A 22,610-nucleotide genomic window follows, 5' to 3' on the forward strand; every position below is an offset into this window, starting at 1 on the left:
GGCCTCGGCATAGCGTAGGTCGGATTAGCGCAGCGTAATCCGACACCTCTCCCCTCAAATCGCGTCCAGCGCCGTGCGCAGATCATGGCGCAAATCCTCGATATCCTCGATCCCCACCGACAGGCGGATCAAGCCGTCGCCGATGCCCAGTTTTGCCCGCTGTTCGGCGGGAATGCTGGCATGCGTCATCAGGGCCGGGTGCTCGATCAGGCTTTCCACGCCGCCCAGGCTTTCGGCCAGGGCAAATACTTCGCAGCGCTCGAGGAAGCGCCGCGCGCCAGCCAGGTCGGTGTCGAGGTCGATCGAGATGATGCCGCCGAAACCATTCATCTGGCGCTGCGCCAGCGCATGCTGCGGGTGCGATGCCAGGCCCGGATAAAACACGGTTTTCACTTCCTTTTGCTGCTCCAGCCACTGCGCCAGGGCCAGGGCGCTTGCGCAATGGCGCTGCATGCGGATGGCCAGGGTTTTCACGCCGCGCAAGGCCAGAAAGCTGTCGAACGGCCCGGCAATCGCCCCCACTGAATTCTGCAAAAAGCCCAGCTGCTCGCGCCATTCCGCCTGGCGTTCTTCCGCGCCGACGATGGCGATGCCGCCGATGATGTCCGAGTGGCCGTTCAAATACTTGGTGGTCGAATGCACGACGATGTCGAAGCCGTGTTCCAGGGGGCGCTGCACCAGCGGACTGGCAAACGTGTTGTCGGCCACGGCGATGATGCCCCGCTCGCGGCAGATGTCGGCGATCGCCCGCAAGTCGGCCAGTTTCAGCATGGGGTTCGTGGGCGTTTCCACCCACACCATCTTCGTTTCCGGGCGCAGCGCGGCCAGCAGGTTCTCGGGATTCGTCAGGTCGACGTACGTGAATGCGTGGCCGGCCGAACGCCGGCGCACGCGCTCGAACAGTCGATACGTGCCGCCGTACATGTCGTCGCCGGCGACGATGTGGCTGCCCGCGTCCAGCAGTTCCAGCACGGACGAAATGGCGGCCAGGCCCGAAGCGAACGCGAACGCCGCGCTGCCGCCTTCCAGGTCGGCCACGCAGCGCTCGAGCGCCCAGCGCGTGGGATTGTGCGAGCGGCCGTAATCGAGGCCCTTGTGCACGCCGGGGCTGTCCTGCACGAAGGTGGAGGTGGCGTAAATGGGCGGCATGATGGCGCCCGTCGACGGGTCGGGCGACTGGCCGGCGTGGATGACGCGGGTGGCCAGATGGCGCTTGCGGGTGGTTTCTTGGCTCAAGATAAAGTCCTGCGTAAGTGGTTGAGAAGGTCGAAGCGGGTGATCAAGCCATAGAAGCCGGTATCGTCGGCGACGACGGCCGTCAAGCCCCGGTCCAGGGTGGCGCGCAGGGCGGGCAAGCCGCTCGATGGCGCCAGGGTTTCGATCTGCGTCGTCATGGTGGCGCCCACCAGACCTGCGAAATGGGCGGCGTCGCTCGACACATGCAGCAGCAAGTCCGATTCGTCGATAATGCCGACCAGTTGGCCGCCGTCGATGACGGGCAGTTGCGCCAGGTCGCTGGCGCGCATGCGGTTGAAGGCCGTGAGCAGGGTGTCGCCGGGCGCCACGCTGACGACGTCGCCCTCGTCGTAACGGCGTCCGATCAGGTCGCGCAAGTCGCCCGAGAGCGCGCGCTGCAACAGGCCCTGGTCGCGCATCCAGCCGTCGTTGTAGACCTTCGACAGGTAGCGCGTCCCCGTGTCGCAGACAAACGTGACGACGCGCTTCGGGCTAGTCTGTTCGCGGCAGTATTTAAGGGCGGCGGCCAGCAGGGTGCCGGTGGACGAGCCGCCTAAAATGCCTTCCGCACGCAGCAGCGCGCGCGCGGAATCAAAACTCTCCTGGTCGCTGATGGTGTAGGCTCTTTTCACGCTGTCCATGTCGGCAATCGACGGGATGAAATCTTCGCCGATGCCTTCCACGGCCCACGAGCCGCTCGTGTCGCTCACTTTGCCCGTGTCGATGTATTCCGTGAGGATGGAGCCTTGCGGGTCGGCCAGCACGAATTCCAGCTTGGGCTGCGTCTTGCGGAAGTAGCGCGTCAGGCCCGTCAGGGTGCCGGACGAACCGACGCCGACGACGATGGCGTCGACGTCATGGCCAGTTTGCTCCCAGATTTCGGGCGCCGTCGTCGTTTCGTGGGCCAGCGGGTTGGCGGGATTGTTGAACTGGTCGGCGAAGAAGGCGCCCGGCAGTTCGCGCGCCAGGCGCGCCGCATAATCCTGGTAGTACTCGGGGTGGCCCTTGCCCACGTCCGAGCGCGTGGTGTGCACTTCGGCGCCCAGCGCCTTCAGATGCAGCACTTTTTCCGTCGACATCTTGTCGGGCACGACGAGAATCACGCGGTAGCCCTTGATGCGGCCGACGAGGGCCAGGCCGATGCCCGTGTTGCCAGCCGTGGCCTCGACGATGGTGCCGCCCGGCTGCAAGCGGCCGTCGGCTTCGGCCGCTTCGATGATGGACAGGCCGATGCGGTCCTTGATGGAACCGCCGGGATTTTGCGACTCCAGTTTCAGGAACAGCTGGCACGGGCCCGTATCGAGCCTGGTGACTTCGACCAGCGGAGTGTTGCCGATCAGCTTGTATAGCGCTGGCGGCTGGGAGGGGGATGGCATTCGATCATTCATGGTGGCTCCTGTCAGAGAAACAGCCGCTCAGGATCGTGTCCCGAGCCGCCTTCCGTGCCGCGCAGTGTAGGCGGGTGGATGAGTGCGGCGAACGAATGTTTATATACTTGCATATGCGCGCTGCGCATATCGGCGGCAAGGTGCGCGATGCGAGTATGCGCCGTTTTTCGCCCGCTTGCCGCACCACAGGCAGGACTATTAAGCTGCCGCAAGCCCGCCATTGCGATTTATAATCACGCCTCGAAAAGATACTAAATAGTATTGAAAATCAACCAGACAGGGCAGGCGGCGGTGGCAAAACTTTATTTCCGGTATTCCGCGATGAACGCGGGCAAGTCGACGGCCTTGTTGCAGGTCGCGCACAACTATGAAGAGCAGGGCCAGCAGGTGCGCCTGTACACGGCCGCCATCGACAGCCGCTATGGCGTGGGCCGGGTCACCTCGCGCCTGGGCCCGCAGCGCCAGGTCGATATCTTCCATGCCGACACGAATTTCCTCGACGATATTCCCCAGGTGGCCTGCCTGCTGGTTGACGAAGCGCAATTTCTCAGCACGGCCCAGGTGCAGCAATTGCACCAGCTGGCGCAAGTGAAGGGCGTGCCTGTCATCTGTTACGGCTTGCGCACGGATTTCAAGGGCGAACCGTTCCCCGGCTCGGCCTATTTGCTGGCGCTGGCCGATGATATCGAGGAATTGAAGAATATTTGTACTTGCGGCAAGAAGGCCACGATGAACATCCGCGTGGACGAGCAGGGCCGCCGCATCAAGGAAGGCGAGCAGATCAGCATAGGCGGCAACGAGAGTTACCGCCAGGCTTGCGGGCGCTGTTTCTACTCCTAAGCTAATTCCTTATTCGGCGACGGGCACGCCCACGTCCGCATCGTCGGACAGCGCCAGATCGCCCCGTTCGAACGCGGCGAGGATGTCCTTGGCGCGCGCCACGTCGTGTTCGCGCACCATGACGCGGGCGCCGCCGATGGCGGCTGCCAGCAGCATGTCGGCCTGCATGTGCTGGTCATCCGTCAGCAGCACGTCGATGCCGGCCGCTGCCAGGCAGCCGCGGATGACGTGCGCATCTGTGGGGATCATCAGCCGGGCAATCAAAACATAGTCGTCGTGCATCGTGTCTCCTGGCAAGGTGGTATGCGCCATCTTAGCACCGCGCCCGCTTTTACAGCTTGAACACGCTCACCACCTGGTTCAGCTCATGCGCCTGCTCCTGCAGGGCGTCGGCGGCCGCGGCCGCTTCTTCCACCAGGGCCGCATTCTGCTGGGTCACCTGGTCCATCTGGGCGATGGCCTGGTTGACCTGCTCGATGCCGCTGCGCTGCTCTTCGCTCGCCTGCGCGATCTCGGCCATGATGGTGCTCACTTGCTGGACGCTGGCCACCACGGTGTCCATGGTGGCGCTGGCCTGGCTCACCTGGGCGTGGCCCAGGTCCACCGTGCCGGCCGATGCCTGGATCAGGTCCTTGATGTCTTTCGCGGCGGCCGTCGAACGCTGTGCCAGCGTGCGCACCTCGGTGGCGACGACGGCGAAACCCCGTCCCTGTTCGCCGGCGCGGGCCGCTTCCACGGCCGCGTTCAAGGCCAGGATATTCGTCTGGAAGGCGATGCCGTCGATGACGCCGATGATGTCGGCGATCTTGCCAGATGAGCTGCGGATGGCGTCCATGGTGCTGGCCACCTGCGCCACGGCGGCGCCGCCTTCGGCTGCCAGGCTCGACGATTCATGCGCCAGTTTGCTCGCTTGCTGCGCGTGATCGACGTTCTGGCGCACGGTGGAGCTCAGTTCCTCCATCGAGGCGGCTGTTTCTTCCAGCGAACTGGCTTGCTGTTCCGTGCGGCTCGACAAATCCAGGTTGCCGCTGGCGATTTCACCGGACGCCGTGGCGATTTGCCCGGCGCTGCCGCGCACGTTGCCGACCACTTGCGACAGGTTGTCGCTGATGCGGTTCATGGCGCGCAGCAGGCGGCCGATCTCGTCCAGGCTGGTCGTATCGAGGTGCACCGTCAGGTCGCCGGCGGCGATTTGCGCAGCGGCCGTTTCGGCGGCGGCCAGCGGGCGCGAGACGAGGGTGCGCACCAGCCAGTACAGCAGCAGGGCGAAGACGAGCAGGGCGACGAAGCCGGAAATGGCCAGCTGGTTGCGCAGCTGGCGCGCTTCCAAGGTGATTTCGTCCGTGAACGTGCCGCCCGCGATGATCCATTGCCAATCCTTGAATTGACGGTAGTACAACTGTTTTTCGCGCGCGCTGGCAGCCGTTTCGCCGGGCGCCGTCCACGTATAGCGCATGGCGCCGTCTTTTTGCGCCAGCATTTCCTGGATGAACATCCGGCCGTCGCTGGCCTTGAATTCGAGCGCGCTCTTGCCTTCGCTGTTCGGGTGCAGCACCAGGTGGCCGTAATTGGCGCCGGGAGCCGTGTCGACGATGTAGATGTAGCCCGTCTGGCCGATCTTGACCTGGCGAATCTTCTCTTTCAGCATGGCCAGATTCTTGCTGATATCGAGGCCGATGAACAGCACGCCCACCACTTTGCCTGCCGCGTCGCGCACGGGGTCGTATTGCGTAATGTATTGCTTGCCAAACAAGGTGGCCATGCCGACGAAACGCTGGCCCGCACGCAGCGGCGCGTAGCTGGGGTGGTTGTGGTCGAGCTGGGTGCCGATGGCGCGTTCGCCATCCTGCTTTTTCAGCGACGTGCTGATGCGCACGAATTCATCGCCGTTGGCGGCAAAGATGGTGGCGATCACGCCCGTCTGCGCCGTGTAGCGGTCGACCAGGGCCGTATCGAGGTTGAGCACCTTGCCGCCGTTGGCCAGGGCCGGCGTGGCCTTGCCGGCCACGGCCACCATGGCGCCCGCGTCGACGGTGAACGGGCCGGGAAATTCGGCCGCGAACAGGCGCGCAAAGCTGGCCGCTTCGTTGACCATGGCCGTATGGAAGACTTGCGTGGTCGTCATGACGCTATTGAGTTCGCTGGTGACGGCCGCTTCGGCACGCTGTTCCAGCACGCGCGAGGTATTGATACTCATCAAGGCAGTCAGGCTGGCGAGGATCAGGCTGACGAGGGCAAACGTGAAGACGGTAATCTTGCCGCCGACACTCCAATGGCGGGGGGAGAAGGAAATTGTAGGCATAGTGTGAGTCTGGCAAAGGGTAATCAGCTCGGCCATTCCAGGTCATGACATGACACGCGGGGAGGGGATCTGGTGGGGACACTGTTGAAACGAAAGCGCGCCGGCTGTGGGAGCGGCGCGCAGGCAAGCTGTATTTCAGGGCGCGATGATAGCATGTTGCTTGCCATTTGTTACTAAGTGTTTCCCGCAGGAATCACTTTTTCACATAAAAACATCATTGAGATCAAGGATTGCCGCTTCAATCTATTGACTTTTTTCATTCCAGTGGCGCATGTTGATATTCATCGCTGCTGAATGATGCGATTTTTCTCACGAATGTTTCTCTTGAGACGCCGCCTTTAATCCGCGTTTAAGCTTCCAGGAAGAAACTGATCTTCCTTGGGAGACTGCCAGGCCGTATCCTGTAGAATAATATGCAGACCAGTCGTGTATCCCCTTACTGTCTTGCTGGCTGGCGCATGCATCTCTGCGCCGCCTGGAATTGATTTAACTAAATTTTCGGAGAAGCCGATGAAGAAGCAAATGATGCTGGTCACCCTGGTGCTCGCCCTGTCAGCCCACGCTGGCGCAGCCCAGACGGACAAGAGCGCCGCTCCTCCGCTCACCATGAAGCCGCTGGCCCAGCAAACGCAGGCCGCCTTGTGGGCATCGCGCGTATTGACGCGCGTCCATTACAAGGCCATGCCGCTCGACGACGCCATGTCGGAGAAAATCTTCGACCGCTATTTCAAATCCCTGGACGCAGAAAAACTGTTCTTCGTGCAGGCCGACATCGACCGCTTCGCTCCCTTGCGCACCAAGCTCGACGACGCCATCATCAATGAAGACCTGACGGCGCCGTTTGCCATCTACAACCTGTACCAGCAGCGTTTCGACGAGCGCATGGCGTATGCGCGTGAATTGCTGAAAACCAAGTTCGACTTTACCGCCGACGAGAGCTACCAGCTCGACCGCGAAAAGGCCGCCTGGCCGAAGAACGACGAGGAAGTGCGCGACCTGTGGCGCAAGCGCGTCAAGAACGACTGGCTGCGCCTGAAACTGGCGGGCAAGGAAGACAAGGCCATCCGCGAGACGCTGGACAAGCGCTATGAAAGCTACACGACCCGTTCGCGCAAGCTCAACAGCGAAGACGTGTTCCAGATCTTTATGAATTCGTACGCCATGTCGATCGAGCCGCACACCAATTACCTGGGCCCGCGCGCTTCGGATAACTTCGACATCGCCATGCGCCTGTCGCTCGAAGGCATCGGCGCCGTGCTGCAGACGCGCGACGAATACACGGTGGTGCGCGAAGTGGTGCCAGGCAGCCCGGCCGGCCTGTCGGGCAAGCTGAAAGTGGGCGACCGCATCGTCGGCGTGGGGCAGGGCGAAAGCGGCCCCATCACCGAAGTGCTGGGCATGCGCATCGACGACGTGGTGCAGCTGATCCGCGGCGCCAAGGATTCCGTCGTGCGCCTCGACATCCTGCCGGCCGATGCCGGCCCCGATGCCAAGCACGTCGTCTTGCCGCTGGTGCGCAAGAAAATCAGCATGGAAGAGCAGGCGGCGAAGAAATCGATCATCGAAGTGCGCGAGAACGGCGTCAAGCGCCGCATCGGCGTCATCGCCCTGCCGACGTTCTACCAGGACTTCGAAGCGCGCCGCCGTGGCGACAAGGACTTTAAAAGCGCGACGCGCGACGTCAGCCGTTTGCTGGCCGAGTTGAAGAAGGACAAGGTCGACAACGTCCTGATCGACTTGCGCAACAACGGCGGCGGTTCGCTGAACGAAGCCGTCGAACTGACGGGCCTGTTCATCGACAAGGGCCCGGTCGTGATGCAGCGCAATGCCGAAGGCAAGGTCGACGTGGAAAGCGACACCAATTCCGGCCTGGCCTGGGATGGCCCGATGGGCGTGCTGATCAACCGCGGCTCCGCCTCCGCTTCCGAAATTTTCGCCGCCGCCGTGCAAGATTACGGCCGAGGCGTCATCATCGGCGAAGGCAGCTTCGGCAAGGGCACCGTGCAGACCCTGTTCAACCTCGACCGTTTCGGCGGCAGCGAGAAAGCCCGTTTCGGCGAGCTGAAAATGACCATCGCCCAGTTCTTCCGCATCAACGGCGGCACCACGCAGTTGCGCGGCGTCACGCCCGACATCAAGCTGCCGGCCATGTCGGACACGGAAAATTTCGGTGAATCGAGCTATGACAATGCCCTGCCATGGGTGGCCATCAAGCCGGCGCCGTACATGCCGACGGGCGACCTGAAGGATATCGTGCCGCTGCTGGACAAGAAGCATGAAGCGCGCGTGGCCAAGGACAAGGATTTCCAGTACTTGCTCGATGACATCGCTCTCGTCGTCAAGCAGCGCAAGGAAAACCAGATTTCGCTCAATGAAACCGTGCGCCGCAAGGAGCGCGATGCCCAGGAAGCGCGCGCCAAGGCCCGTGAAAAACGCCTGATCGCGCAGATTTCGAATCCTGCCGACGACCTGGTGGTGATTCCCGATCCGAAAGACGTGCTGAAGGGCGCGAAGGCGGCCAACAAGACGGCCAAGCAGATTGCCGCCGTGAAGGGCGCCTTGCGCACCGACGACGGCTTGCAGGGCGACGAGCGCGCGCTGAGTGCGGAACTGGACGCCGAAACGGCCGCCAAGAGCGCCAAGGACGTGCTGCTGAACGAAGCGGCGCGCATCCTGGCCGACGAAGTGGCGCTGATCAAGGCCGATACCCGCATGGCGGCCAAGGTCTTGCCATATGGCGCGGATGGCAAGGCGACGCCGGTGACGGCAGCGAAGTAAGGCTTTCATGCACTAGAAAACCGGTTCCTTGCGGAGCCGGTTTTTTTTCGCCCCGATCAGTTATCCGTTTGGCGTATTTCTATCATTCCAACAATCAATTGGATCGATATGCCGCGATGCAGCATAATGCACTTGTCTCCTCTATTCTCCTCCAAGAAAATAGATTCAGCCCGCTCTCGCAGCGGGCTTTTTTTTGCCTCAGATTCTGTGCGTGGGCGCTTGCACGTCGGGCTGGGCCGCCAGCAGGGCCGTGATCCAGCCAGCAAACGCCTGCAGCTTGGGCGTGGCCAGGCGGCCTTGCGGCGTCAGCAGCGACATGGGCATCGGCGTAGGCGGATGATCGGCCAGCACGGCCACCAGGGCGCCGCTGTCGAGATGCTGGCGTACCTGGTACACGGCCGCCTGCGCCAGTCCCAGGCCTTGCAGCGCGCAATCGACGCTGGCGTCCGCATCGTTGACGGCGATGGGGCCGGCCATCTGTACGCGCAGCACTTCCTTGCCTTGCTGGAAATCCCAGTCGAAGGCGCGTCCCGTGCGGCCCGAGTAATGCATGATGCCCTGGTGCGTGGCCAGGTCGGCCAGGGTCTGCGGCGTGCCGTGCCGCGCCAGGTAGGCGGGCGCAGCGCACGTAACGAAGTGCATCAGGCCGACCTGCTTGCCGATGAACGCGGAATCCTGCAAGGTGCCCACGCGCAAGGCGCAATCGATGCCTTCCTGCGTCAGGTCGACCAGGCGATCCGTCAGGCTCAGCTGCAATTGCACGTCCGGCCAGGCGGCGTGGAAGTGCGCGATATGCGGCACGACCAACCTGCGGCCCACCGTACTGGGCAGGTTGATGCGCAGCAAGCCGCGCGGTTTTGTCGCGTCGGGACCACGAAATGCCAGTTCCGCCGTGTCGACGGCTTTCAAAATATCAATGCAATGGCGAAAGTATTCGGCCCCTTCCGGCGTCAGCGACAAGCGGCGCGTGGTTCGCTGCAGCAATTGCGTGCCCAGGTAGGCTTCCAGCTTTTGCAGGGTGGCCGTCAGCGCGGCACGGGGCAAATTCAGGGTCTCGGCCGCCTTGGAAAAGCTGTTGGCTTCGACTATGCGCACGAAGGTTTGCATGGCCTTGATCTTGTCCATAGGATATCTTCCATTCTCATTGTTCATTTTATGTGAAAAGTATAAGTGGATTATGCCCTGATTATCTTTGCCATAGTTTTCCCTAGAATGGCGACATCCCTATCGAACCGAGGAAACAACATGAACAAGGCCTCACCTTCCGCTCCCCACGACATTGCACCGGCCATGGTGCTGTTGCTGGCCATCGCTTCCGGCCTCATCGTCGCCAATCTGTATTACGCGCAAACCCTCGTCGGCCCCATCAGCGCGTCGACGGGCCTGTCCGCCAAGGCGGCCGGGCTGATCGTCACGCTGACGCAAGTCGGCTATACCCTGGGCCTGCTGTTTGTCGTGCCCCTGGGCGACTTGCTGGAAAACCGCCGCCTGATCGTCACGGCCTTGCTGGTGACGGCCACGGCCCTTGTGGTGGCGGCCCTCTCCACGGGCGCCATCGTCTTCCTGGCCGCCGCCCTGGCCATCGGCCTCGGTTCCGTGGCGGCGCAAGTGATCGTGCCGTTTGCCGCCCACCTGTCGCAGGAAGCGACGCGGGGGCAAACCGTGGGCAAGGTGGTCAGCGGCTTGTTGCTGGGCATCATGCTGGCCCGTCCTGTGGCGTCGCTGGTGGCCGCGCACGCCAGCTGGCACGTGGTGTTTGGCGGCGCCGCCGTGCTGATGGTATTGCTGGCGCTGGTGCTGCGCCGCGCCTTGCCCGTGCGCCAACCCGTGTCGAGCATGAAATATCCAGCCCTGATGGCCTCACTGTGGCACTTGCTGCTGGGCACGCCCGTGCTGCGCCGCCGCGCCGCCTATCACGCGGGTTTGTTTGGCGCCTTCAGCCTGTTCTGGACCGTCACGCCGCTGGTGCTGGCCAGCCCCGCGTTCGGCCTGTCGCAAACGGGCATCGCCATCTTTGCCCTGGTGGGCATGGCGGGTGCCGTCGCCTCGCCCATCGCGGGCCGCCTGGCCGATGCTGGCCACACTTTGCCCGCCACGGCTGCTGCGCTGGCGCTGGGCATCGCCGCGTTTGCCTTACCCATGTTCGCCCCGGAATCGACACATGTGGCGCTGGGCTTGCTGGTGGTGGCATCCATCGTGCTCGACATGGGCGTGGCGGCCAACCTGGTACTGGGCCAGCGCGCCATCTTCAGCCTGGGCGCGGAAGTGCGGGGCCGTTTGAACGGCCTGTATTTCGCGCTGTTCTTCGCCGGCGGCGCGGCCGGCTCGGCCGTCGGCGCCTGGGTGTATGCCAGCTATGGCTGGCAGGCAACCTTGCTGACCGGCATGGCGTTTCCGGGCCTGGCCCTGCTGGTGTGGCTGGCAGAATTTTTACCCTTGGGCACGCGCCGCACGGCTTGAAACCCTGATGGCATCTCATTATCACTGATGGATATTTCTATCATCATGAATATAAAGTGGCGTGATATGCCGCGATGCCGCAAGATGCACTTGTCTCCTCTATCTCCTCCAAGGAAATAGATTCAGCCCGCTTACATAGCGGGCTTTTTTTTGCCTCTTTATTTGCGCAGTTTGCCATCGGCATCACAATAGCCATAACGTTGGGGACTGCCGCACCAGCCAGCTTCCTTTTGTGCTTCGGCTAGCTGGTTGCAATGCACGGTGCGGAAATGTGTCGGCAGATAGCTTTTTAATGTGGCGTCAGAGATATTTCGAGGGGAAATTTTTTCGCCTTGCGGGGGCGGCGGGAAAGTCGCTGCAATCGCGCGATCCGCTACATTGTCAATGAAGAGGACAGTTTCGCCCTCCTGCACCTGGCACATATGATTGGTAGTGAAGTCATACCGTTCAGCGGCCTTGATCATGAACAGTGGCCCCTTGTTTGATATGCCCTGGATCATGGCCTGGGCCGCCGAATAACTTCCGATAAAGCCAGCAATGGAGATTGCAAAGAGGAAGTAAGTGGTTTTTTTATTGGTCTTGAAATCGAAAATAAACAAGAACAACAGGAAAATGACCTCAAAAATGATTGCCAGCACAGCATAGGCAAAGGCGCTGAACGAGAAGGCAAATATCAGGGTGGCGAGGCCAAACGAAAAGGGCAGGTAGGACGGCGGAAAAGGAAAATTGGCCGCAAAAAAATCGACAGCGCTCAGGCGCGAAAAAATCACGCAGGCAGACACCGCCAGGGAAACCCCCACTTTTGCCAGCAGGCTTGCAAAAACGGAATTCAGCGAAAAGAGTACCCATGCAATGCCTGACACCCCAACGACGAGAATGCCTGTGAGCGCCACCTGTTCGAGGATGTAATTTACATAATCCTCTGTTTCCTGGATATGCAGGTGCGAGATCAGGAGGATCAGGCCGCCTATCGTGGCAATGGAAAAAATAACAAGTGAAAGAATGGTCTTGGGATCGTTATATCTTTCGATCAGCGCAGGGATGATTTTTTCGGTGTCGGGTGATATCTTGACGATGAATCTTCTGATGCTCTCCTTGTTTTCACGCAGCGCCATGAAACTAAAGATTATTCCGGCTGGCGGAATAGTGATGGATGTCAGGATGCACAGCAGTATGAATAAGATTATTTTTATTATCTTCATCATTGTTATTGGGCAGTATCGTCGGCGGATGTTTAAATGGAAACCTGCGTGCGGAATATAGCACGCATTATTTGGCATGGACTGCGGTGAATCGCGTGGCGTGAGAAATTGTGTGGGCCTGAAAAACCACTGGCGAGCGACGCAGCGTGGGCGATGGACATGGAAAATGCCACCAGCCCTGAACCCTTGGTTGCGGCAACCCGCTTTTACCGCAAGCTTGCTGTGAAGAACGGCTGTGGGGCAAGGCTTACACCACCACCAGGTCCAGCGCCCGCATGAAGTTGGCCGCCTGCGCATGCGTGATGACAGCGCCTTTCAGCAGCGCAGCTTCGCTCAGTTTGAAACCGTCGATATCGGCGCCGCGCAAGTCCGCGCCCTGGAACTTCGCCAGCTTGATGGTGGCGTTGCGCAAGCTGCCCCCTTCGAAAACGGCGTCGCGGAAGTCGCAGCCGGCCAGGTAGGCGTCGGAAAAATCGAGCTGTTTGAGTATCGCCTTGCGGAACGAAAAGCCGCGCAGGTCGGCGCCCACCAGCAGGCTGTCTTCGAAGGTCAAGCCCAGGTGGGCCGCTTCCTCGAACGAGGCGCCCGTCAGCTTGCAGCCCCGGTAGGTGACCGATGCCAGCTTGGCGCGCCGCCATTTCGTGTTGTTCAGGTCGCAGCCTTCGAAATTCGCGTCGACGGCGTCGACGGATTCGAAATCGGCGCTGCCGGCGCGGCAGCGGCGCCAGGTGCTGCGCGCGAGTTTGCTGGCGAACAAGCTGGTGTCGGCAAAGGTGCAGCGTTCAAACGTACAGCCCTGCAAGTCGAGGCGCGACAGGTCTTCGCCATCGAAGGCGCAATCGATGAAGTGGCGCACCGGCAGGGCCAGTTGCTGCTCGATGCCGGCGCGGTCCAGGGTCATGCCAGTTACTGCGGTGTCGTGTGTTGCCATCCGTTTTATATTCCTAATCAAAGCAGGGGAGGGATGGCGCGGCGGGAAAATGCACGAACCAGAACACCTCCCCGGCTGGTGTAACAGCCAAGGGTCAGCGCCGTGGGTCCGCGTGGGCGGGAGCATGCCGGACTGTGCCGGGCACTTACCGGGTTACCAACCGGTGCGCTCATTTTCGATCAGCCTGCATTGTAACGACTCTGCAGCACCCTTGCCAGTGCTGGATAAACCGGGTTAGTATCGTTGCAGGCGCACTCATTGCACCAACGTCGCTCGGACGGATCCGGGCGCTTACGTATAGAGATACCATGACCGACAGCCAAGCTCCGCGCAGCTTTTCGCGCATCAATCGTCTTCCCCCCTACGTTTTCAACATCACCGCCGAACTCAAGATGGCCGCGCGCCGCCGTGGCGAGGACATCATCGACATGTCGATGGGTAATCCCGATGGCGCCACGCCGGCCCACATCGTGGACAAGCTGGTCGAAACGGTGAAACGCCCCGACACGCATGGCTATTCCGCGTCCAAGGGCATTCCGCGGCTGCGCCGCGCGATTGCACACTGGTACAAGAAGCGCTACGAGGTCGACATCGACCCGGACAGCGAAGCCATCGTCACCATCGGCTCGAAAGAGGGCCTGGCCCATTTGATGCTGGCGACCCTGGACCGGGGCGACACGGTGCTGGTGCCGAACCCCAGCTACCCGATCCACATCTGGGGCGCCGTCATCGCGGGCGCCGATATCCGTTCCGTGCGCATGGGGCCGGGCGTGGACTTCTTTGCCGAACTGGAACGCGCGATCCGCGAAAGCTACCCGAAGCCTAAGATGATGGTGCTGGGTTTCCCGTCCAACCCCACGGCGCAATGCGTGGAACTGGAGTTTTTCGAGCGCGTCGTCGCGCTGGCGAAGCAGCACAATATCCTCGTTGTGCACGACCTGGCGTACGCCGACATCACCTTCGATGGCTGGAAGGCGCCGTCCATCATGCAGGTGCCCGGGGCGCGCGACGTGGCCGTCGAGTTCTTCACCATGTCGAAAAGCTACAACATGGCGGGCTGGCGCATCGGCTTCATGGTGGGCAATGCGGAACTGGTGGCGGCCCTGGCGCGCATCAAGAGTTACCACGACTATGGCAGTTTTACGCCCGTGCAAGTGGCGGCCATTGCCGCGCTGGAAGGCGACCAGAGCTGCGTGACGGAAATCTGCGCGCAGTACCAGCGCCGCCGCGACGTGCTGGTGAAAGGTTTGCATGAAGCAGGCTGGATGGTGGAAAAGCCGAAGGCCTCGATGTATATCTGGGCGCATATCCCGGAAGCCTACCGTCACCTGGGCTCGCTGGAATTTGCCAAGCTGCTGCTGCAAAAGGCCAAGGTGAGCGTGTCGCCCGGCATCGGTTTCGGCGAGTACGGCGATGAATACGTGCGCTTTGCCCTGATCGAAAACGAGGCCCGCGTGCGGCAAGCCTTGCGCGGCATCAAGAATATGTTGCGTTCCAGCGACGGAAAGACGGAAGCGACAGCATAAAAGTTTCCGCATGGAATTGTCTGTTGCCCCTAATATCACTGCTGCGTATTTCTGACATCACGAATATAAAGTGGTTTTATATGCTGCAACGCGGCATCATTCATCTGTCTCCTCTATCTTCCTCCAAGGAAATAGATTCAGCCCGCTCCCGCAGCGGGCTTTTTTTTTGCCTGTCGTTTTGGTCCTGGGCACCGGCCGGCACGCGCGGCGAACGAGGCGCCCGCCCCCGCGCGGCGCGGCCTCGTGAATACGTTCAGCATGCTAATGCATGAATATTAATAATGGATGTATGAAGTTTTACCATTATTTTTCATGGATGAAAGCCTCTATGATGACCCCACACTTCACTGGGAGGCAACCGCCATGACCGTCACGACACACAATTTGGGCTACCCGCGCATCGGCGCCAAACGCGAACTGAAATTCGCCCTGGAAGACTACTGGAAGGGCCAAAGCAGCCTGGACGCGCTGGAAGGCCAGGGCGCTGAGTTGCGCCAGCGTCACTGGCAAGACCAGCGCGCGCTGGACTTCGCGCCCGTGGGCGACTTTTCCTTTTATGACCAGGTGCTGGACCTGAGTTTTATGCTGGGCAACCTGCCGCAGCGCGTGCGCGGCCTGGAAGGCGCCGCGCTCGACAACTATTTCCGCGTGGCCCGAGGCCGCTCGGCCAGCGACAGCGATTGCAGCTGCGTCCACGCCGGTGAAATGACGAAATGGTTCGACACCAACTATCACTACATCGTGCCGGAATTTTCGGCCGAGACGCAATTCAAGCTAGACAGCAGCCGCCTGTTGCGGCAACTGGCGCAAGCGCGCCAGCTCGGCGTGAAAGCCAAACCCGTGCTGATCGGCCCCGTCACCTATTTGTGGCTGGGTAAGGCCAAGGATGATTCCGACAAGCTGGCGCTGCTGCAAGGCTTGCTGCCCGTCTACGTGCAATTGCTGCAGGAACTGGCCGCGCAAGGCGTGGAATGGGTGCAGATCGATGAGCCGATACTCGTCACGGAACTCGACGGCGCGTGGCAGCAGGCCCTCGTCACGGCCTATGATGCCTTGAGCAAGGTCAAGCACGTCAAACTGTTGCTGGCCACGTATTTCGGCAAGCTGCAAGACAATTTGCCGCTGGCGTGCAAGCTGCCCGTGCAAGGCTTGCACCTCGATGCCGTCAACGCCCGCGATGAAGTGGAGCAAGTGATCGCCCAATTGCCCGCCACCAGCGTGCTGTCGCTGGGCGTGGTGAATGGCCGCAATATCTGGAAGACGGATTTGACGCAAGTGCTGGCGTGGCTGGAACCCGTGCACGCCAGCCTGCAATCGCGCCTGTGGATCGCCCCGTCGTGCTCGCTGCTGCACGTGCCTGTCGACCTGGACAGCGAGCAAAAGCTCGATGACGATATCCGGTCCTGGCTGGCCTTTGCCCGCCAGAAGCTTGATGAAGTGCACACCATCGCCGGCGCCCTGAACCAGGGCCGCGCCTCCGTGCAGGCGGCACTCGATGCTAATCTTGTGGCCGTGCAAGCGCGCCGCCAGTCGACCCGCGTGCACAATCCGCACGTGAAAGCGGCCCTGGCGCGCATCGATGCGACGTTGGGCCAGCGCCTGAGCGGCTATGCCGAGCGTGCCGTCAAGCAAGCTGCGCTGCTGCAACTGCCGCTGTATCCGACGACGACCATCGGCTCCTTCCCGCAGACGGCGGAAATCCGCCAGACGCGCAGCCAGTTCCGCAACGGCCAACTGGACGAAGCCAGCTACAAAAAGCTGATGCAGGGGGAAATCGCCCGTTGCGTCAGGGAACAGGAAACCCTGGGCCTGGACGTGTTCGTGCACGGCGAAGCGGAACGCAATGACATGGTGGAATACTTTGGCGAACAGCTCGACGGCTATGCCTTCAGCCAGTTCGGCTGGGTGCAATCGTATGGTTCGCGCTGCGTCAAGCCGCCCATTTTGTTTGGCGACATCAGCCGCCCCCGCGCCATGACGGTCGAGTGGAGCACCTACGCCCAGTCGCTGACGGACAAGCCGATGAAAGGCATGCTGACGGGGCCCGTCACCATCCTGAACTGGTCCTTCGTGCGCGACGACCAGCCCCGTTCCGTCTCGTGCCACCAGCTGGCGCTGGCCATGCGTGCCGAAGTGCAGGACCTGGAGCGGGCCGGCATCCGCGTGATCCAGATCGACGAGGCGGCCTTGCGCGAAGGTTTGCCACTGCGCAAGTCGCACTGGGCCGAGTATCTACGCTGGGCCGTGGAATCGTTCCGCATCACGGCCAATGGCGTGACCGATGAAACGCAGATCCACACGCATATGTGCTATTCGGAATTCAACGACATCATCGCGCAGATCGCCGGCATGGATGCGGACGTCATCACGATCGAAACTTCGCGCTCCGACATGGAATTGCTCGACGCCTTTGACGAGTTCAATTATCCGAATGACATCGGCCCCGGCGTCTACGACATTCACTCGCCCAATATTCCGAGCCAGGAACAGATGGTGAATCTGATGCGCAAGGCGGCCGAACGCATTCCCGCGCAGCGCCTGTGGGTCAACCCCGATTGCGGACTCAAAACGCGCGGCTGGAAAGAAGTGATTCCCGCGCTGGCCAACATGGTGGCGGCAGCGAAAACCTTGCGTGCCGACAACGTGGCATAGGAATCGCAGGGGCAGGGGGAGGCCCCTATGGCTGAGATATAGAGCAATCGTATTTCTGTCATCACAACATACAATTGGATAGCTATGCTGCGATGCGGCATCATTGCACCTGTCTCCTCTACTTCCTCACAGGAATTAGATTCAGCCCGCTCCCGCAGCGGGCTTTTTTTTGCCCTTGCGCCTTATCGCGCGGGCTGCCACGGCCGCATCGCTTAAGTTCAAGCACCCGAAGGCCATGGACATCGTCTCGTTTGGGTCTAGACAATCGGGCGCCAATGTCTCGAAGGTTCCGTACCAACCCATGTGAGGCATGAAAATCGTCTCGATGCGGCGCCTCGCATGGGTTTACCTGTACGGACAATACCTCAGAGGCAATTTCCGCTTCGGCCGAAAGCAGACTTTAAAACGCGTGATGTGGCTAATACGTCACCTCGTATTGAAAACGCCACGGCGAGGAATTCCAGGGCTCCAGATACTGCATCGCTCGACCGGGCGACATGCCGTGCAATACGTGAGAATCAATGCAGCTCGCTCGCTTAGTATAAATCCTTGAAGAAAAATCGTGTTCCTCGACCTATAACCCTCCAAAGGGTATGACATAAGTTCGCGGAGCAAGTGTGAAGTAAAAAAGTTAATAATTAGTTCAAGCATGGGAACTTTCTGCGATCCTCATGCGAAGGCCGGTGATAAGCAGATCGAGGCCAGCGTCAAATCGCGCATCAAAATCCGGGTTGAATAAATCCGCTGCCGCTGCCAAAACATGTGGATAGCCCTTAGCCGCCAGAGCTTCAAACTGGTCACGGTGAGTTGCGATGGCCAGCGATATTTCACTAGGGTCAGCCAGCGGTTGCTCTTCCATCACGAAGCCCATTACGTAATAGATGATGCTGAAGGCACCCCAAGACGCCAACCGAGTGGAGGCCCCAGCCTCACACAAAGGGCCGATCAACGCCTCGGCAACGCGAAGTGTGTTGTCGGTGATGACGTAGGTGCCAGCATATACGCGTGCACCGTCCCGCCGCTTGCGCAGCGCATTTCGAATCTCATGTGCGGTCACGCTGACCGCATTGAACCAAGCAGTCGAGGGGGACAGTTCGTCCGGATGCCCATGCGCGACCCCTTCAATCAAAGCGTCGGCTATGCCATTCATCAAAGCCTGCTTATTGGCGAAGTGCCAATACAGTGATGCTGCTTTGATGTCCAGTTCCTGGGCAAGACGGCGCATTGTAAGACCCTCTATACCTACCTCGTCCAGCAGGTTCAAAGCGGTGGCAATTACGGCTTTACGTTGGATCTTCATAAACTTCTTGTTTGACAGGCTAACGACGTTAGATTAACATAAATTTTTTAACTAACGATGTTAGATTGAGGTGCAAATGAAAAATGAAAATGTGGATGTGATCGTAGTAGGTGCAGGCCCTGTAGGTTTAACTCTGGCATGCGAATTGCGGTTGGCAGGAATACGCGTCACAGTACTAGAGCGCCGTGACGCGCCAATAGCGCAGTCGCGCGCGCTAACCATGCACGGCAGGACGGTGGAGATGCTGGCCCAACGTGGCGTGGCTGAGCGCTTTCTGGCGAACGGCATAAAGATTCCCAGCGGGCATTTTGCGGGATTGAAGACGCGACTTGATTTTTCGGTGATCGACACCACCTATCCTTACACACTGTTCATCCCACAGAGCGTGACCGAGCAACTGCTGGAGACATGGGCGCTTGAGCTAGGGGTTGAATTGCGCAGGAATGCTACGGTGGAGCGCATTGTCGAAACGGCCGATGGCATTTCCGTGATGGGGCAACAGCACAGCACCCCTTTCGATATTTCTGGCAGCTACGTGGTCGGTGCAGACGGCGCGCGCAGTCTGGTTCGCCAGCACGCAGGCATCGCCTTCCATGGTCTGCCGGCTACGAAGACTGTCATGCTTGGCGACGTTCGTCTGAGCGCACCGCCGTCTACGCCGGGATTCAGTGTAGGCAACGCGGCAGGTGGATTAATGATCGTTCCCTTAGGTCGTGGTATGTTCCGCGTCATCGTGATCGATACCGGCCGAGTTGATGTGCCTGCGACCACGCCCGTCACGCTCGAAGAGTTGTCTGATTCGACCACACGGGTGGCGGGACAGGACTTTGGTCTGCATGCACCGACGTGGCTATCACGCTTCTCGAATGAAACCCGCCTGGCGAGTGTCTACCGCAAAGATCGAATCCTGCTGGTCGGTGATGCCGCACATATCCACCTTCCTGCGGGCGGCCAGGGTATGAACGTGGGCATGCAGGACGCGATGAACTTGGGCTGGAAGCTGGCGGGCGTAGTGAACGGACATGCGCCAGAGTCGCTGCTAGACAGCTACCACAAAGAGCGTCATGCCGTTGGTGCCGCGCTGTACCAAAATACCTTGGCGCAAAGTGCACTAATGATGAATTCGTTTGATGCTCCGGGACAGGCGCTGCGAGAGACGTTCAGTGAGCTGATGAAAATTCCCGCTCTTAATGCAGTGCTTGCGCATGACTTGTCCGGCTACGGGATTCGATACCCGACCTCAGTTGTCGATGTTCCGCAGGGATGGGCGCTGCTGCCCGATTGGACAGGGCGGCGGCTGCCTGACTGGCAGTTAAAACTGGATAACGGTGGTCAAGCCTCGCTGTTCAGTTTTTTGCGGAGTGGCCATTGGCTACTGCTGCAACTGACGACCAGTGAGGATCGCGAGGGTGGCAACTACACGCCTGAGCTCGATATGCGATGGGTCGATACGATCAAAGCTGTGCCTGCGGACTCACAAGTAACACCGGCAGGCGCGCATGCCTTGCTCATACGTCCCGACGGCTACGTGGATCACGCTGTGGGCATCAAAAGGAACGCGTGATAACCATCGTCAGGCCGAATCTGCATGCACTGTAAGTACCACATTAATATAAGCTTGCTTAACCATAAACATACAAGGTGACAAGTTGATGCAGCCTTTGTTTCGCGCCGCGGGCATGCTCGCGCTGATGGCGCTGGGCGCCTGCTCGGACGAGCGGCATCCGCTTGAGCGCCATCTCGCCCTATTGCGGCCGGATACGGTCGCAGCGCTGCCTGAGATGGGGTGGCCGCCCGGCACGCTACTGTGTCCGCTGGCGCTGTATCAGAACGAGTTGTCCGGTTCGGCGCCGCCTGCGGACAGGGTCAACGCCTTCCTGAAGCAAAAGCAGTTTCTCGGTGACGAGAACTGGTCGCTCATCGTCGTCAAGCCGCAGCCAGCGGAAAACGCCGGTGCCGGTATCGAGCACCTGTTTTTCAAGCGTGCAGATTATGACGTGATCAATGAGCCGCCACGCATCGCGCGCGATGCGCAGACCTTGCCAGCGGGGTTTGCGCCGCAGGTTTGCGTAAGCGTGGGGCAAGCCCGCGTGCTGGTGACGCGTGAACAACGATCGCATCGAAAACTCGTCATTTTTGGCACGGCCTGAACGAGATATTGATAAAGCATATTTCTATCATCACAACATGCAATTGGATTGATATGCTGCGATGCGGCATCATTGCACCTGTCTCCTCTACTTCCTCACAGGAATTAGATTCAGCCCGCTCCCGCAGCGGGCTTTTTTTTTGCCCGTTTTTAAGGTGCAAACCTGCGCACGCTTGCTTGTCATCATCGCCATCGTGTTGCTTTTGTGCATGCTAAACTAGGCCTTCCCCAGACCAAGGTTGCCCGATGCTTCAATTATTTCGCCACACGCTGGAGTCCACGCCCATCCTCGCCCTGTTTCTCGTCATCGGCGCCGGTTATGCGCTGGGGCGCATCAGCGTGTTCGGCTTTTCGCTGGGCGTGGGCGGCGTGCTGTTCGCGGGGCTGGCGCTGGGCGCATTTGCACCCGGTTCCGTGCCGCCGGCCATGGTCGGCTCCATCGGCCTGCTGCTGTTTCTGTATGGCATAGGCGTGCAATACGGCGTGCAGTTTTTCGCCGGCTTGCGCGGGGCGGGGCAAAAACACAATCTGATCGCTTTTGCCGCCGTCATGGGCGGCCTGGCTGTCTCCGTCTGGGGCGGGCAGTGGATCGATATCTCGCTGCGCATGGCCAGCGGCGTGTTTGCCGGCGCCATGACCAGCACGGCCGCCTTGCAGGCGGCGCTGGAAGCGTCGCACGGCAATGGCGACGCGGCCGTCGGCTATGCGGTCGCGTATCCGTTCGGCGTCGTCGGCCCCATGCTGGGCCTGTACCTGGCCGGGCGCATATTAAAACCCGTGCTGACGCCGCCGCCGGCCCCCATCGTCGTGTCCGAAATTACCATCGACGAAGCGAAACTGGCGGGTGCGGCCCTGTCCGAACTGGCCGACGGTCCGCTGGCCGGCGTGCAAGTGATCGGCGTGCGCCAGGGTCACCAGAACCGCTTGCCCGATCCCTCGCTGGTGCTCGGCGTGGGCGACGCGCTGATGGTGTCGGGCACGGTGGCGGGCGTGGAGGCGGCGCGCACGGCGCTGGGCCACCTGGACCCGGGACGGCTGATGAAGGACCGCAGCGCGTTCGACGGCACGGAAGTGTTCGTCTCGGACGCGGAAATCGTCGGCGTACCGTTGGGAGAGTTGAACCTGGCGAAGGATTTTCCCCTGCAGATCGCCTTCATCCGCCGTGGCGACGCCATGATCTTGCCCCATCCTTTCCTGACACTGGAATTTGGCGACAGGGTGATGGCCATTGCGCCGGCCAAACATGCGGCCGACGTGCGCAAGCTGTTCGGCAATTCCATCACGGCCACGGCCGAGTTCAGCTATGTCTCGTTGGGCATGGGCATGGTGCTGGGCGTGCTGCTGGGCCTGGTGCCGATACCGTTGCCGTGGATAGGCTCGTTCAGCCTGGGCCTGGCCGGCGGTCCGCTGGTGATGGCGCTGATCCTGGGACGGCTGGGCAGGGTGGGCAAGATCAGCTGGCGCCTGCCGCTGTCGGCCAACTTGGTCATGCGCAACTATGGCTTGACGATTTTCCTCGCCTCCGTCGGCATGGCCTCCGGCTTGCCGTTCGTGCAGCAGGTGGGCGCCGACGGCTTGCCCATGCTGGCGCTCGGTGCCGTGACGGTGCTGGTGGTGGTGGCCCTCGTGGTGATTTTGGGCAAGGTCTTCCTGCGCCTGCCGTTTCCCGAGTTGCTCGGTATCGCGGCCGGCGCCACGGGCAACCCGGCCGTGCTGGTGTTCGCCAACCGCCTCGCCAAGTCGGACCGCCCGAACCTCGGCTACGCGATGATTTTCCCCAGCATGACCATCGTCAAGATCGTCGCCGTGCAGGTGTTGCTGCATTTGTATGGCTGATGGCGGCAAG

16 protein-coding genes are annotated in these 22,610 nt (G+C 60.7%); 8 read left to right on the top strand and 8 right to left on the bottom strand.

From position 1 onward, the window contains the following. Positions 1-54: 54 nt before the first annotated feature. Both AC1RBA_RS01010 and AC1RBA_RS01015 read right to left on the bottom strand, forming a co-directional pair. A complete protein-coding gene (locus AC1RBA_RS01010) occupies positions 55-1,236 on the bottom strand; it encodes a trans-sulfuration enzyme family protein (RefSeq protein ID WP_492416085.1) in 1,182 nt (393 codons plus the stop codon). Further along, entirely contained in the window at positions 1,233-2,624 is a 1,392-nt protein-coding gene (locus AC1RBA_RS01015; protein ID WP_492416087.1) for a pyridoxal-phosphate dependent enzyme, read from the bottom strand. The genes AC1RBA_RS01010 and AC1RBA_RS01015 overlap by 4 nt, the downstream gene beginning before the upstream one ends. Positions 2,625-2,915: 291 nt before the next feature. Here AC1RBA_RS01015 and AC1RBA_RS01020 point away from each other — a divergent pair, with 291 nt between their 5' ends. After that, on the top strand, positions 2,916-3,464 hold the full coding sequence (locus AC1RBA_RS01020) for a thymidine kinase (RefSeq protein ID WP_034755172.1): 549 nt from the start codon (positions 2,916-2,918) through the stop codon (positions 3,462-3,464). A 9-nt stretch (positions 3,465-3,473) separates the two neighbouring features. Here the strand turns inward: AC1RBA_RS01020 and AC1RBA_RS01025 are convergent, their stop codons facing one another. Together AC1RBA_RS01025 and AC1RBA_RS01030 are read right to left on the bottom strand one after the other, a co-directional pair. After that, positions 3,474-3,746, bottom strand: coding sequence for a putative signal transducing protein (locus tag AC1RBA_RS01025; protein WP_492416089.1), 273 nt, complete (start codon positions 3,744-3,746; stop codon positions 3,474-3,476). Between the two features lie 49 nt (positions 3,747-3,795). Continuing rightward, positions 3,796-5,766 (bottom strand): methyl-accepting chemotaxis protein, encoded by a 1,971-nt coding sequence (locus tag AC1RBA_RS01030; RefSeq protein ID WP_492416091.1) that lies wholly within the window; start codon positions 5,764-5,766, stop codon positions 3,796-3,798. Positions 5,767-6,276: 510 nt separating this feature from the next. Between AC1RBA_RS01030 and AC1RBA_RS01035 the strand changes: the two genes are divergently transcribed. Then, on the top strand, positions 6,277-8,544 hold the full coding sequence (locus tag AC1RBA_RS01035; RefSeq protein WP_492416092.1) for a carboxy terminal-processing peptidase: 2,268 nt from the start codon (positions 6,277-6,279) through the stop codon (positions 8,542-8,544). A 198-nt stretch (positions 8,545-8,742) separates the two neighbouring features. On the opposite strand, the gene AC1RBA_RS01040 is transcribed toward AC1RBA_RS01035, so the two are convergent. Beyond that, the gene (locus AC1RBA_RS01040) at positions 8,743-9,669 is read right to left on the bottom strand and encodes a LysR family transcriptional regulator (protein ID WP_492416093.1); all 927 of its coding nucleotides are present in this window, start codon (positions 9,667-9,669) and stop codon (positions 8,743-8,745) included. A 120-nt stretch (positions 9,670-9,789) separates the two neighbouring features. Between AC1RBA_RS01040 and AC1RBA_RS01045 the strand changes: the two genes are divergently transcribed. Then, positions 9,790-11,004: an MFS transporter gene (locus AC1RBA_RS01045; RefSeq protein ID WP_492416095.1), complete on the top strand. Its 1,215-nt coding sequence runs from the start codon at positions 9,790-9,792 to the stop codon at positions 11,002-11,004. 158 nt (positions 11,005-11,162) lie between these two features. Here AC1RBA_RS01045 and AC1RBA_RS01050 read toward each other — a convergent pair whose 3' ends face one another. Together AC1RBA_RS01050 and AC1RBA_RS01055 are read right to left on the bottom strand one after the other, a co-directional pair. Next, positions 11,163-12,119, bottom strand: a complete 957-nt coding sequence (locus AC1RBA_RS01050) for a hypothetical protein (RefSeq protein WP_492416097.1) — start codon at positions 12,117-12,119, stop codon at positions 11,163-11,165. Between the two features lie 334 nt (positions 12,120-12,453). Continuing rightward, entirely contained in the window at positions 12,454-13,137 is a 684-nt protein-coding gene (locus AC1RBA_RS01055; RefSeq protein ID WP_492416098.1) for a pentapeptide repeat-containing protein, read from the bottom strand. Positions 13,138-13,445: 308 nt separating this feature from the next. On the opposite strand from AC1RBA_RS01055, the gene alaC reads away from it, so the two are divergent. Both alaC and metE read left to right on the top strand, forming a co-directional pair. Then, on the top strand, positions 13,446-14,663 hold the full coding sequence (gene alaC / locus AC1RBA_RS01060) for an alanine transaminase (protein ID WP_070291227.1): 1,218 nt from the start codon (positions 13,446-13,448) through the stop codon (positions 14,661-14,663). 363 nt (positions 14,664-15,026) lie between these two features. Then, entirely contained in the window at positions 15,027-17,315 is a 2,289-nt protein-coding gene (gene metE / locus AC1RBA_RS01065; RefSeq protein ID WP_492416100.1) for a 5-methyltetrahydropteroyltriglutamate--homocysteine S-methyltransferase, read from the top strand. A gap of 643 nt (positions 17,316-17,958) precedes the next feature. Here the strand turns inward: metE and AC1RBA_RS01070 are convergent. Beyond that, complete coding sequence (locus AC1RBA_RS01070; protein ID WP_121669858.1) at positions 17,959-18,615, bottom strand: TetR/AcrR family transcriptional regulator C-terminal domain-containing protein; 657 nt, start codon at positions 18,613-18,615, stop codon at positions 17,959-17,961. A gap of 76 nt (positions 18,616-18,691) precedes the next feature. Here AC1RBA_RS01070 and AC1RBA_RS01075 point away from each other — a divergent pair, with 76 nt between their 5' ends. The 3 genes from AC1RBA_RS01075 to AC1RBA_RS01085 all read left to right on the top strand — a co-directional run bounded on the left by AC1RBA_RS01075 (position 18,692) and on the right by AC1RBA_RS01085 (position 22,600). Further along, positions 18,692-20,179: an FAD-dependent oxidoreductase gene (locus AC1RBA_RS01075; protein WP_492416102.1), complete on the top strand. Its 1,488-nt coding sequence runs from the start codon at positions 18,692-18,694 to the stop codon at positions 20,177-20,179. An 88-nt stretch (positions 20,180-20,267) separates the two neighbouring features. Beyond that, on the top strand, positions 20,268-20,765 hold the full coding sequence (locus AC1RBA_RS01080; protein ID WP_492416103.1) for a hypothetical protein: 498 nt from the start codon (positions 20,268-20,270) through the stop codon (positions 20,763-20,765). Positions 20,766-21,010: 245 nt separating this feature from the next. Then, positions 21,011-22,600: an aspartate:alanine exchanger family transporter gene (locus AC1RBA_RS01085; RefSeq protein WP_492416105.1), complete on the top strand. Its 1,590-nt coding sequence runs from the start codon at positions 21,011-21,013 to the stop codon at positions 22,598-22,600. Positions 22,601-22,610 lie beyond the last annotated feature (10 nt).

It is taken from the genome of Janthinobacterium sp. GW823-FHT03B06, assembly GCF_058796955.1.

Coding starts and splice junctions, on each gene's coding strand:
- AC1RBA_RS01040 (WP_492416093.1), bottom strand. CDS start 9,669: ATGGACAAGATCAAGGCCATGCAAACCTTCGTGCGCATAGTCGAAGCC.
- metE (WP_492416100.1), top strand. CDS start 15,027: ATGACCGTCACGACACACAATTTGGGCTACCCGCGCATCGGCGCCAAA.
- AC1RBA_RS01045 (WP_492416095.1), top strand. CDS start 9,790: ATGAACAAGGCCTCACCTTCCGCTCCCCACGACATTGCACCGGCCATG.
- AC1RBA_RS01035 (WP_492416092.1), top strand. CDS start 6,277: ATGAAGAAGCAAATGATGCTGGTCACCCTGGTGCTCGCCCTGTCAGCC.
- AC1RBA_RS01085 (WP_492416105.1), top strand. CDS start 21,011: ATGCTTCAATTATTTCGCCACACGCTGGAGTCCACGCCCATCCTCGCC.
- AC1RBA_RS01075 (WP_492416102.1), top strand. CDS start 18,692: ATGAAAAATGAAAATGTGGATGTGATCGTAGTAGGTGCAGGCCCTGTA.
- AC1RBA_RS01025 (WP_492416089.1), bottom strand. CDS start 3,746: ATGCACGACGACTATGTTTTGATTGCCCGGCTGATGATCCCCACAGAT.
- alaC (WP_070291227.1), top strand. CDS start 13,446: ATGACCGACAGCCAAGCTCCGCGCAGCTTTTCGCGCATCAATCGTCTT.
- AC1RBA_RS01080 (WP_492416103.1), top strand. CDS start 20,268: ATGCAGCCTTTGTTTCGCGCCGCGGGCATGCTCGCGCTGATGGCGCTG.
- AC1RBA_RS01015 (WP_492416087.1), bottom strand. CDS start 2,624: ATGAATGATCGAATGCCATCCCCCTCCCAGCCGCCAGCGCTATACAAG.
- AC1RBA_RS01030 (WP_492416091.1), bottom strand. CDS start 5,766: ATGCCTACAATTTCCTTCTCCCCCCGCCATTGGAGTGTCGGCGGCAAG.
- AC1RBA_RS01055 (WP_492416098.1), bottom strand. CDS start 13,137: ATGGCAACACACGACACCGCAGTAACTGGCATGACCCTGGACCGCGCC.
- AC1RBA_RS01050 (WP_492416097.1), bottom strand. CDS start 12,119: ATGGCGCTGCGTGAAAACAAGGAGAGCATCAGAAGATTCATCGTCAAG.
- AC1RBA_RS01070 (WP_121669858.1), bottom strand. CDS start 18,615: ATGAAGATCCAACGTAAAGCCGTAATTGCCACCGCTTTGAACCTGCTG.